This window comes from Streptomyces sp. NPDC093544 (assembly GCF_040683495.1).
Classification (GTDB): Bacteria; Actinomycetota; Actinomycetes; order Streptomycetales; family Streptomycetaceae; genus Streptomyces.
The window spans coordinates 320,391-331,187 of record NZ_JBFBEA010000009.1 but is presented as its reverse complement, the minus strand read 5'-3'; the positions used below and the strand labels follow the sequence as shown (position 1 = coordinate 331,187).

The following is a 10,797-nucleotide window of genomic DNA, read 5'->3' as shown; positions in this document are numbered from 1 at the left end:
CGGCGGTGTTCACCCACCAGCGACAGCTGGGCCAGCGACCTCACCGGCCCGTCGCCGCACAGAACAGCATCAGCCAGCTCGAACAACGCGTCCGAACGAGCGGTCAGGCAGGAGTAGAACTCACCCCGGAAGCATGACAGTTGCGCCAATGCCCCCGATCGGGCGTCGTGATGCAGCAGACTCATTTTCACGGCCTTCGTGCTGGACGTGTGTGTTCCTTGGTCGGAGCACATGTTCAGACGAAGGCCGCCTCCATGTATGGCAGTTACCGAACCGAGTGATCAAGTTCGACGCACCATTCGACGACGCACGTTAAAGATCAAGCTAGATATCGCTGCTCACCCCGGAACATCCCAAGGGTGCAATCGAGCGGTATTTCCAGCCATTCCCCGAGGGAATTCGCGCGGCCTCCCAGCTATGCTCACGCGGGTGCGGATTACCAAGTACACCCATTCCTGTGTCCGGTTGGAAGCCGACGGCGGCGGCACGCTGCTCATCGATCCCGGCGTCTGGAGCGAGCCCGAGGCCCTCGTCGGCGCGGACGCGGTCCTGGTGACCCACGAACACGACGATCACGTCGACCTGTTGCGACTCAAGGGGTTGGGCGTGCCCGTCTACGCACCCAAGTCGGCACGGATCCCGGGCCTGGACTTCACCGGCGTCGTCGCCGGCGTGGAGTTCACCGCGGCCGGCTTCCGGGTGACCGCCCAGGGCGGGCGGCATGCGCGCATCTACGGCGGCCTCCCGGACTGCGCCAACCTCGGCTACCTGGTCGAGGACGGCCTCTACCACCCCGGGGACTCCCTGCACCGTCCCGACCAGCCGGTGGAGACCCTGCTGGTCCCCCTGCAGGGGTCGTGGATGAAGACGGACGAGGCCATCGACTTCGTGCGCGCCGTCGCGCCGGATCGGGCGTACGGCGTCCACGACGGGCAGATCAACGAGCGTGGGTTGGACAGCCTCAACGGCTGGCTCACTGACGAGTGCGGTGGCTGCTACCGCTGGCTCCCGCCGGGCTCGTCCGCCTGATGACCGAGGCGCCCGCCCCCGTCCTCTTCACCGTCACCGGTCCGGGGCGACCGGGACGCCTGAGCACCATGGTCCGGCCCCACGGTCACGCGAACCTGGCAGCCGACATGGCAGCCCTGCGCGGCGTCGGCGCCGACATCTTGGTCTGCGCCCTTCCCGACGCCGAGCGCGCCGAACTCGGTCTCACTGACGAGCCCGGCCTCGCTGAGGCCGCGGGGCTGCGGTTCATCCCCCTACCCATCCCCGACTTCACGGTCCCGCCGATCCCCGTCGTGCTGCCTGTGCTCCGGGAACTCGCCGCGGACCTGCGGGCCGGAGCCCATGTCGTCGCGCACTGCCGCTGCGCCATCGGACGGTCCTCCCTGATCGCGGTCTCCCTGCTGATCCTGGACGGCATCACGCCGGAGGCCGCCTGGGTGTCCATGGAACGGGCGCGGGGGGTGCCGGACACCGAGGAACAGCGCGCGTGGACGCTGGAGCTGTTCCGCGTTGTCTCTTCCGGCGGACAGCGCCCTGGACAGGATCGCGCGGTACAGCCCTCGGACCGTCAGCCTCCGTCGGCCCTGTGATCACCGGCCTCCTGGCCGCCCTCGGCCGTGGCCCCGCGCGCCTGTCCTGCCGGAGCCGCCGCCGCGCGGAAGAGCCCGCCCGGGGATGCCTCTGAGCACAGTGAGGTCAACAACATCCTGGCCGCGTCGTACGCAGCGCAGCCTTACGCAGGCACGCTGCACCTCCCTAAGAGGATGTTTTCTCCTGCTGTTTCATTCAGGTTTGCCAGATTGAGGGTGGTTCAGGTGCCGCGCCGGCTCGGGGTGGATTCCGCGGTCGGTCGACGCGTCATGAGGTTGATCATCGCGAGGTGGATCACACTTCGGAGCGGTGCGGGTGTGCTTCGTAGTCGCAGGCCAGGCGTCGGTGGTTCATGAGCCAGCCCAGCGTTCTTTCGACCGTCCAGCGACGTGACAGGACACACGGGAGCGGCACGCGGGACTGAGACGGCCGGTGCCGCGCGAGCGGCACTCCCGAAGACTCAGAGCCCCTGTCCGAGAGTCGTGAAGACGAAACCGGTATTGCAGTCGGGCCGTCGTGGACAAAGCGGCCGACGGTGCACGTCTCTTGGCGAGACGTGGCATGACCGTCTTGGGATCACCGTCGGCGGTTCCGCTGGAGCCCTCGTAGCCATTGGTTGACCGAGATGCTGTACGGCATCGACGCGCAAGCGACGCCGTATACGGGATTCAGGATCACACCAGCGCCTTCGGCACGCCGTACCCCTCCACGGCCCACTCGGCCACGATCCCGCCGAACAGCTGAGAGATCCCGACACTGCGCCCACGGGGGTGCGGGAGAACTGAACATCGCACGAGGCAGCACCTGGTGGCACCTGGTGGCACCAAGGCAGGATGAATCCCGACGGCGATCTCCCGCCACACCGCTCTCACATACTCGTATACGTCGCGATGGTCTCCGGGACATACGCGCTTCCTGGGGCGGCAGGGTGAAGCGAGCAACGGCCTTTCATACTTGGCCGGTTGGCGTGCGAGGGCTTCACCCGTGACCGCTCGACAACAAAGGAGTACCGATCTGCGCTAGGTTCGGGTTCCGGGCCGTACAACGCACTTCACGAACCCGGCCGGTCTCTCAGCGAGTTGGCGGAATCCCTCGTCGAGGTCGTCCAGTCGGGCCTCGTGGGTCAGCAGCGGCTCCAGGGTCAGCCGCCGGGCGGACATCAGGTCCAGGCCGTCGCGGAGCGCCTGGAGCTGGCGGTGGCGCTGTGGGGTGAAGCCGTTGACGATGGTGACGCCTCGGTACCAGAGCTCGATGTCCAGTGTGCGTGGGCCGCGATGGTGGTAGCCGGCGACGCACAACGTGCCGTGTTCCGCTGTGAGTTCGCCGGCTCGCCGCAGTCCTGCCGCCGAGCCCGTGAACTCGACGACGATGTCGTAAGAGCCCGGTTCGGCGTCGGACGGCGCACACGCCTCGTGCGCGCCGAGACCGGTCGCGAGGGCACGGGCCTCGGGCCGCCGATCGACGCCCACGAGATGAACCGGCGCGGCGGCCGCGGCCACTTGGATGGCGATCAGGCCCATGAAGCCCAGCCCGACGACGGCCACCCGTCGCCCCGCAGTCGGCCCGCACCTGGACAGCGCCTCGACCACACAGGCCACGGGCTCGCCGAGGACCGTGTTGGCGTTCAGGTTGAGCGGCAACGGGAGCAGGTCCTTGGCCGGGACGTGAACGGTCTCGGCGAAGGCTCCCGAGGCGAATCCGGTGACCTGTTCCCCGACGGTCCAACCGTGGACCCCGGGGCCGATCGCGCTGATCTCGCCCGACAGTTCGTGGCCCAGGCGCAGTGGCGTACTTCCGTCATGTCCCGTCCAGGCAGGCAGTTCGGAGGTGCACAGACCGGACAGCGCCGTACGTACGACGACTTCGCCGGGGCGGGGCGGGGCGTCGGGGCCCTCGACCGTCTCACTTGTGCGGGCGGAGACCACCTGGGACCAGCGCATGTCAGTGACCTCCGTGAAGTGCCAGGTTCAGGGCTCCGCGTGCCGGCGGGGCGTCGAGCAGGTGCGGTGCGGTTCCCGGCAGATCGTAGGCGAGGCGGTTGGTGACAGAGGTCCACAGGCGCTGCTGGCCGGTGATGACGCCTCCGGCGAAGACGACCGTGTCGGTGCGGGCGCCGCGCTCGGCCAGCCGTGTCACCAAGCCGGCCAGAGCGTTTCCCCCCTCCGCGATGACGCCGCGGGCCAGTGCCGAGCCCTCGTCCGCCGCGGTGAAGACCGCCTGGGTGTGGCGCCCCCAGGTCTCCACGCCGCCGTCCCAGCTCATCGCGGCGGCCAGCTCGGGCAGGTCCGCTGCGCCGTAGGAGCCGAGCAGCGCCTTCGTCAAGGGGTCCGCGGTGAGGTCGGTGCCGGTGTCGGCGTGGGTGAGGAGCGCGCGTGCGGCCTCGCGCACGAGAGCTGAGCCCGATCCCTCGTCGCCCAGGACCCAGCCCCAGCCTCCCGCGGACAGCCGGACGCCGGAGTCGCGATGGCGCCCGACAGCTATGGAGCCGGTCCCGGCGACGACTCCGATGCCGTGCTCGAACCCGGCTGCCGGGACAAGCAGTTCGGCGTCGTTGACAACGGTGACCGGGATGCCGCCCAGTGCGGTGCCCAGGGCCCCGGCGAGCAGCGAACACTGCGCGGCCGTCTCGCACCCGTGAGCGCCGACGGCGATGCGGACGAGCTCCGCGTCGTCGGCGATGGCGCGCAGCCGGGCGATGAGCCAGTCCGCCGCCCGGCGGAGGTCGCGGGTCTGCCAGTCGGTGCTCCGCAGAGTGACATCGTCGGTAACGGTGTGGGCGACTGCGTCGGCGAGGAGGACGTGGGTTTTGGTTCCGCCGATGTCGACGCCTGCTACGACGGGCCTCATGCCGCGCGCTCCTCGGTCTCGGTGCTCCCGGTGCGGGCCTTGAACGGAGTCGGGGTCGGGCTCATCCGACGGGCTCCTCCGTCTTGGTGTCGGCATGGTGGAAAACGAAGTCCTCGATGTCGACGCCACGTGCCTGGGCCAGCGCACCCGCGAGTCGCTGCACGACGCTCGTCTGCAGGACCGTGCGGACCGGGAGGGAGAGGTGACCGGGGATCGGGGCGACGTACAGCAAGCCGTCGCTGGTGAGGGGGACGGCGGTGAGGGCGAGGGTGGGGTGGCCCGCCTCGGCCAGCGTGCGGGCGAGGTCGAGTTCGCGGCCGTCTCCGACGGTGACGTGCAGGGTTCGACCCGCTGACTCCATGGCGCCGTGCAGGTAGTTGCGGGTGACCAGAGCGGTGGCAGGGACCCGGCAGACCTCGCGCAGCAGAAGCGCTCCGGCCTCCGTGACGGATCGTGCAGCTCCCGAGGCGACGAGGTCCGCGGCGACCGTGTCGGCGGCTCGTGCCGCGAACTCGTCGACCGTGGTGCTGATCGCCCGCTCCTGTTCCTCCATCAGCCTCGCGATGCCCGCCCATTCGGCGGTGATCTGCGTCGAGGATCGGCCGGCGAGGGCTCGGGCGATCATCGTCAGCGCGATGAGCGTGCCCGTGTAGCCGACGGTGGAGGCGTAGCTGTCGGGTTCGCTGCCGAGGTCGATGCGATGGGCCGCGCTCGCGGCGAGCGGGGAGGGGGCCGCGTTGACCAGGGCGGCGCGGTGTTCGGGTGCGACATACGCGAGCGCGTCGAGCGTCTCGGTGCTGCGGCCGGACTGGGACACCCCGATGACAAGGTCCGCATCGGCGAAGACCGTCTCGGGTACGAGGTCACCGGCGAGTGTGCGGCGGGCGGGCAGTCCGTGCTCCTCCAGCAGTCGTACGGGCAGAGCGAGCGCGGCATGGCTCGCGCCGATGCCTGTGAAGACGGGACGTCGTGCTGTCAACACGCCGCCCAGTTCGTCGAGTTGAGCGGCGACGTGGGGCACGATCCGTTCCAGGGCGGCGGGCTGAGCCGCTCGGCCCTGGGAGTACGGAATGGTCCCTTCGGGAGCTGCGGGCACGGGAGTTCCTTTCGTGGGGGACGCCGATATCGGCGCCGGGATGTGGCTGCGGACGGCGCCGGGGGCGCTCGAAGCGGCGGGGCGACTGGATGTGGGTACGAGACCTGCGGCCAGCGGTATGAGACGTACGAGGAAACGGACACGGGGGAAACAGCCGCCCCACGCCAGGCACACGGGTGCCCGGTGTTGGAACGGAATTTCAGCCCCTGCGCGGGACTCTCGCGCTCTCACATCCCAGGAGGGCGTCGCCTCAGGCCGACCCGCCCCGCGCGAACGATGTGCGCAGCCGGTACCGGTCGCCCCGGTAGGTGATGGTCGTGATCAGCACGACCCGCCCCTTGGCGTCGGTCATCGCCGACTCCATGACGAGCACCGGCTCACCGGGAGCCATGTCCAGGTGCGGAGCCAGGTCGGCGGGACAGCCGCGCGACTCGACCATCGACTCGGCGTTGAGGGGTTCGGATCCGACCGCGGTCAGCTCGTCCAGCATGGATGCGTGGGCGAAGTCGATCTCCCCCAGGCCGGGCGCCAGGTTCAGCGGGACCCGCGAGGAGTCGACACCGATGGGCAGCCCGTCGAGCAGCCGGACCCGGTCCAGACGGAAGAGTTCCGTCCCCGCGGCCACCCCGAACTCGTCGCCCTCGTCGAGCGTGGCCGGGCTGACGTCTGCGCTCAGCACCAGCGAGGAGGGCGTCAGCCCCTTGCGGCGCGCGGTTTCGCTGAACGACTCCAGGAAGTTGGGCCATTCCCGGTCGGTGCCGCCGCGTTCCGCGACATACCAGCCGCGTCCGTGCGAGGAGCTGAGGACCCCCTTCTCGACGAGCTCACGCAGTGCGCGCCGCAACGTGACGCGGCTGATGCCCAGTTGCCCGCACAGCTCACGCTCGGCGGGAAGTCGTCGCCCGGCCGGGAGCGAACCGTCCTTGACCCGCTGCTCGATCGCCGAGACGGCCTGGACCCACAGGGGTTCGTGGTGGTCCGCGGCGATGGGCGCCAAGGTGTCCTCAGGCGTCGTGTTCACCGTGTCCTGACCTTCCCTTTTTCCTGCTGCATTTCGTGCGGTGTCGATGTGCGAGTGGGTTCCGCCCCGTCGTCCGGTTCCAATCCATTGTTCCATTGGGATGCCCCGTTTCATCCGGTCAGTCGGTCGAAGGCCGCATCGAGTTCCTTGTCGGTGACACGGCGCCCGGGCTCGGCGTCGAACCGATCGACGATGCCGACGGCGCCCTTGCGGAAGGGCGTTGCCGACGTGAACTGCGGGAGCAGCCGGTGGAGTTTGCTGTTGTCGTAGATGAGGGAATGGCGGAAGTCCTCCGTGAGTACGGTCCCCATCCAGGGGATCTCGCGGCCGATGTCCTCGCTGGAGCGGTGCACGAGCAGCGGCTCGACGCCTGCGGCGCGGGCGAGCGACGTGTGGATGCCGTCCCAGGTGAGGATCTCGTCCGAGGTGATGTGCAGGGACTCTCCGGTGAGGCGGTCGTCGCCGAGCAGCCCGGTGAGGGCGTGGGCGAAGTCGCGGGCGTGCATGAGGTTCCACAGCGAGGTGCCGTCGCCGTGCACGACGGCGGGCCGTCCGCGCCGCCAGCGGTCGATGACCGTCCAGCCCGCGAGGAGGGGCAGCACGGTCTCGTCGTAGACGTGGGCGGGCCGGATGATCACTGCGGGGAACCCGTCGCGGCGGTAGGCGCGTTCCAGGACCTCCTCGCACTCCAGTTTCAACCGGGGGTAGTCGAAGTTCCCGGCACGGCGGGCCGAGGACTCGTCCACGGGTAGGCGGGGCGCGGGACGGGCGTAGACCGATCCGGTGGAGATGAAGACGTACTGCCCTGTCCTGCCGGTGAAGCGGGTGACGTCGGCGGCTATGTCCTCGGGGTGGTAGCCGATGAAGTTGACGACGACGTCGAAGAGTTGGGTCCCAGCGAGGGCAGCGCTCATCGCGTCGGTGTCGCGGACGTCCGCATGGAGGGCCCTGACGTTCGGCGGGACGGGTCGCAGCGTGTCTCGGCCGCGCGTGACGACCGTCAACTCCACGTCCTGCTGGGCGAGTTCAGATACGCAGGCGGCGCTGAGCACTCCGGTGCCGCCGAGGAAGAGGACGCGCATCGTGGGACTCACCTCTTTCCGCGGGCCAGTTCGCGCCCGACCAGGTGCGTGTAACTCCCGGCCGAGCAGTTCGTACATGTCGTGGTGGGACCGGTCCATCTCCACGATGTTCCAGCGCACGGCCGGGTTCGCGCGGGCGGCGGCCTCCACATCCACGACACCGTCGCCGAAGGGCACCATGTAGTCGTCCATGCCAAGCGCCGGCCCATCCTTGAGGTGGACGGAGACAAGGCGGTCGCCCAGCGACGCGGCGAGTGCTGGTCGTACGCGGTACGGCCGTCGAAGACGTTGCGGAATTCCGCGAAGTGGTTGTGGTACGCGATGGTCATGCCGTGTACGGCGGCATTCGCGGCAGCGCGGTTGACACGGTCGGCACCCAGATAGATGGCATCGACACTCGTGAACTCCTCGGGCTCCAGGCTCCAGGCTCCATACGAGGGTGTCAGCACCCAACTCCTCGTGCGCGTCGAGGACGTTGTCGGCGTCGTCGTCGACGGGGAAGGGTGCATGGGCGCTGCACAGTGCGAGGCCGAGAGCATCCAACTCGGCGCGCACGCGTGCCGGTTGGTGCCCGTACAGACTGATGGTCTCGACGGCCGGATAGCCGAGGGACGCGACCTTGGCCAGGACGCCGAGCAGGTCGTCGGCTGCCTCGCTGTGCAGCGACCACAGTTGCGCCGCGATCACGGGCGGAGGTGATGTCGTCATGTGCGGTCTCCGATTGTGCGCCCGTTGCCCAGCGGCCAGCGGGTGGACCAGCTCTCCACGGTGTCCACGTCGTCGAGCCCGGCGGCCCAGAGCGCGGCCTGGCGCACCAGCTGCCGGAAGCCCGGGTTGCCCCAGGCCCGCGGGTCGTGGCCGAGAGCGCTGTAGCAGACTCGGCCCGCGCCGTGCTCGCGTACGTACACGAGTGGTTCGGTATAGCCGTCAGGTCGCTCGCGGTCGGCGAGGACCCGTACGTCTTCGGCGTATTCGAGGACGTAGTACTCGTCGTCGATGGCGAAGTCGTCCACATGGCGGGTGACGGGGTGACCTTCGCGGATCCGGACGTCGAACCTGCCCTCGGAGCCCGCGTCGCCGTGCGAGAGGTACCGGGACCCGATGAGTTCGTACGCCGTGCGGTCCGCGTCCAGGCCGCCCTCGCCGAAGCCGAAGAGGTTGCTGGCGTGCAGCACGACGAGGCCCTTCCCGGCGGCCACCAGGTCGGCCAGTGCCTTCTGCTGGCGCGGATCGAAGACGGTCGACGAGCGGTAGAGGACGTACACGTCGGCTTCTGCGGTGGCGGGCATCGGGTCGGTGAAGCGGTCGAGGCCGACGGCGCGCGCCGTGGACAGTCCGGCTTCGGTGACGATCTCCTGGAGCGCCAGGGCGGCGCCGATGAGGTCGTGGTGGAGGTCGGTTCCTTCTACCACCACCAGGGCCGAGGCGGAGCCTCGCAGTTTCATCCGGGTCCTTCCTGGGGACGGCCGCGTGCGGGGCGCGGCCGTGCGGTGCGGTTACGCCTTCTGTGCGGACTCGGCGTACTCCTTGGCCATCCGGTCGCCGCCGTTCTGCTTCCAGGTGCGCACGGCGTCCTTGAGGCTGGAGGCGGGCGAACGGCCCAGGGTGACGGCCGTGATGGCGTCCCTCATCTGCTGTTCCAGGGCGGAGCCCTTGGTGTTGAACGTCTCGGAGTAGAGGTGGACGGCCGGGTTGGGCAGCAGCACCGGGGCGGCCTTGCTCTGCCACTCGTGGTACATGCGGTCGACGCCGGGCGCGCCCTGCGGGTCGCACAGGACCTGCGGTCCGCCCGCGATGTAGGCGAAGCCGAGGTCCTGTTCGCGCTGGCCACGCGTGGAGAGGACGGGGACCTCGTCCTTGACGGTGTAGTCGTTGTCGCTGCCCTCGACGCCGTAGGTGAGGACGAAGGACTCCTGCGAGCCGAAGGGGGCTGCGAGATAGTCGAGGACGCTCAGGAAGCGGTCGATCTTCTTCTTGTCAGTGGTCTTCTTCAGCATGGTGATGGCATACGCCCCGGCACCCTGCCAGTGGGTTGCCTTGCCGCCGTCCTTCTCGAACGGATCGATCATGCTGAACTTCAGGTCGTGGTCGTCCGAGACGATTCCGACACCGCGGTTGCCGTCCGCGATGACGGCGATCTTCCCGGAGCGGAAGAGCGCGTCTCTCTGCACCTTGCTCATGGTCGCGGTATCGGGGTGGAAGTAGCCCGCCTTCTTCAGGTCGGCGAGGGCGGCGACAGCGGGTATGAACTGCTCGTGCTCGTAGGAGGTGACGAAACTGCCGTCGCTCTTCTGCGTCCACCGGTTGGGCACACCGAAGATCATCATCATCGATTCGACAGTGAGCATGTCGCCGACGCCGCTACAGAACGCGTAGACGCCGGCGCGTTTGTCGGTGACCGCCTTCGCCATCTCCTTGAGTTCGGCGAGGGTTTTCGGTTGAGGGTTGGCGCCGGCCTGCTGGAGTACGTCGGTCTTGGCGTAGAGCTGGCTGGTGAACGGCGGGTCCGACTTCGGGACACCGTAGATGCGGCCGTTGAGATAGCCGTTGAGCCAGTTCGCCTGCTGGATGCCAGCGAGGTTGGGGTACTTCTTCACGGCGTCGCCCGACAAGTACTCGCTGAGGTCGGTGAACTGGGCCTGGGCAAGCTGGGGCAGGCGGGCCACGTTCATGCCGATCGGCACGGACACGACCTCGGGCAGGTCACCGCCGGCGACAAGTGCGGGGAACTTCGTGGCGAAGTCGGCGTACGGCACCCGTAGCGGCTTGAGCTGGAGGTTCAGCTCCTTGTTGAGCAGCTGCCAGTAGACGTTCTCGTCCAGCGGCGGGGCGGGCTGTCCATAGGTCATGACCAGGAACTCGAACTCCTTGCCGTCGCCGGGCGCCTCCTTGACCGTGCGCGCGCCGTTCAGCGGGAAGGACTCATAGACAGCCATGACGCCCTCGGCGGTGCCGGGCAGCTGGGGCTTCGGCGTGTTCACGGGCTCGACGTACGTGGGTACGGGAACCGCCTTGCCGGCGGGGGCGGAGCTCACCCCTGAACCGCCCGAACACGCGGTCAGCGCGGACAACGAAGTGGCGCTCAGCGCGGTGAAGGCGGCGCCCTTGAACAGGGTGCGGCGGCTGAACTGGGGGTTGATCGGCATTCTGTC

The 10,797-nt window shown here is 68.9% G+C and carries 10 protein-coding genes and 2 pseudogenes; 3 read left to right on the top strand and 9 right to left on the bottom strand.

The features are described from left to right. A pseudogene (locus AB0N66_RS16555) lies at positions 1-185 on the bottom strand (transposase); the annotation flags it as partial. 232 nt (positions 186-417) lie between these two features. Between AB0N66_RS16555 and AB0N66_RS16550 the strand changes: the two are divergent. Continuing rightward, positions 418-1,029 (top strand): MBL fold metallo-hydrolase, encoded by a 612-nt coding sequence (locus tag AB0N66_RS16550; RefSeq protein ID WP_365434476.1) that lies wholly within the window; start codon positions 418-420, stop codon positions 1,027-1,029. After that, positions 1,029-1,598: a tyrosine protein phosphatase gene (locus AB0N66_RS16545; protein WP_365434473.1), complete on the top strand. Its 570-nt coding sequence runs from the start codon at positions 1,029-1,031 to the stop codon at positions 1,596-1,598. Before AB0N66_RS16550 ends, AB0N66_RS16545 begins: the two co-directional genes overlap by 1 nt. A gap of 221 nt (positions 1,599-1,819) precedes the next feature. Here the strand turns inward: AB0N66_RS16545 and AB0N66_RS16540 are convergent. From AB0N66_RS16540 to AB0N66_RS16515, 6 genes and pseudogenes are all read right to left on the bottom strand, one after another. After that, positions 1,820-1,998: pseudogene (locus AB0N66_RS16540) on the bottom strand (transposase); the annotation flags it as partial. A gap of 620 nt (positions 1,999-2,618) precedes the next feature. Further along, positions 2,619-3,539: an alcohol dehydrogenase catalytic domain-containing protein gene (locus AB0N66_RS16535; protein WP_365434471.1), complete on the bottom strand. Its 921-nt coding sequence runs from the start codon at positions 3,537-3,539 to the stop codon at positions 2,619-2,621. A gap of 1 nt (position 3,540) precedes the next feature. Continuing rightward, positions 3,541-4,446, bottom strand: a complete 906-nt coding sequence (locus AB0N66_RS16530; RefSeq protein WP_365434468.1) for a BadF/BadG/BcrA/BcrD ATPase family protein — start codon at positions 4,444-4,446, stop codon at positions 3,541-3,543. 61 nt (positions 4,447-4,507) lie between these two features. After that, positions 4,508-5,542 (bottom strand): SIS domain-containing protein, encoded by a 1,035-nt coding sequence (locus tag AB0N66_RS16525; RefSeq protein WP_365434465.1) that lies wholly within the window; start codon positions 5,540-5,542, stop codon positions 4,508-4,510. Positions 5,543-5,792: 250 nt separating this feature from the next. Continuing rightward, positions 5,793-6,563, bottom strand: a complete 771-nt coding sequence (locus AB0N66_RS16520; RefSeq protein ID WP_365434462.1) for a GntR family transcriptional regulator — start codon at positions 6,561-6,563, stop codon at positions 5,793-5,795. A 110-nt stretch (positions 6,564-6,673) separates the two neighbouring features. Further along, positions 6,674-7,837 (bottom strand): NAD-dependent epimerase/dehydratase family protein, encoded by a 1,164-nt coding sequence (locus AB0N66_RS16515; RefSeq protein ID WP_365434459.1) that lies wholly within the window; start codon positions 7,835-7,837, stop codon positions 6,674-6,676. 192 nt (positions 7,838-8,029) lie between these two features. Between AB0N66_RS16515 and AB0N66_RS16510 the strand changes: the two genes are divergently transcribed. After that, entirely contained in the window at positions 8,030-8,344 is a 315-nt protein-coding gene (locus AB0N66_RS16510) for a hypothetical protein (protein WP_365434457.1), read from the top strand. A 5-nt stretch (positions 8,345-8,349) separates the two neighbouring features. On the opposite strand, the gene AB0N66_RS16505 is transcribed toward AB0N66_RS16510, so the two are convergent. Together AB0N66_RS16505 and AB0N66_RS16500 are read right to left on the bottom strand one after the other, a co-directional pair. Further along, positions 8,350-9,090 carry a ThuA domain-containing protein gene (locus AB0N66_RS16505; protein WP_365434454.1) on the bottom strand — a complete coding sequence of 247 codons (741 nt, stop codon included), beginning with the start codon at positions 9,088-9,090 and terminating at the stop codon, positions 8,350-8,352. Positions 9,091-9,141: 51 nt separating this feature from the next. Beyond that, positions 9,142-10,791 carry an extracellular solute-binding protein gene (locus AB0N66_RS16500; protein ID WP_365434451.1) on the bottom strand — a complete coding sequence of 550 codons (1,650 nt, stop codon included), beginning with the start codon at positions 10,789-10,791 and terminating at the stop codon, positions 9,142-9,144. Positions 10,792-10,797 lie beyond the last annotated feature (6 nt).

Coding starts and splice junctions, on each gene's coding strand:
- AB0N66_RS16550 (WP_365434476.1), top strand. CDS start 418: ATGCTCACGCGGGTGCGGATTACCAAGTACACCCATTCCTGTGTCCGG.
- AB0N66_RS16505 (WP_365434454.1), bottom strand. CDS start 9,090: ATGAAACTGCGAGGCTCCGCCTCGGCCCTGGTGGTGGTAGAAGGAACC.
- AB0N66_RS16515 (WP_365434459.1), bottom strand. CDS start 7,837: ATGGACGACTACATGGTGCCCTTCGGCGACGGTGTCGTGGATGTGGAG.
- AB0N66_RS16510 (WP_365434457.1), top strand. CDS start 8,030: ATGGCATCGACACTCGTGAACTCCTCGGGCTCCAGGCTCCAGGCTCCA.
- AB0N66_RS16500 (WP_365434451.1), bottom strand. CDS start 10,791: ATGCCGATCAACCCCCAGTTCAGCCGCCGCACCCTGTTCAAGGGCGCC.
- AB0N66_RS16535 (WP_365434471.1), bottom strand. CDS start 3,539: ATGCGCTGGTCCCAGGTGGTCTCCGCCCGCACAAGTGAGACGGTCGAG.
- AB0N66_RS16545 (WP_365434473.1), top strand. CDS start 1,029: ATGACCGAGGCGCCCGCCCCCGTCCTCTTCACCGTCACCGGTCCGGGG.
- AB0N66_RS16530 (WP_365434468.1), bottom strand. CDS start 4,446: ATGAGGCCCGTCGTAGCAGGCGTCGACATCGGCGGAACCAAAACCCAC.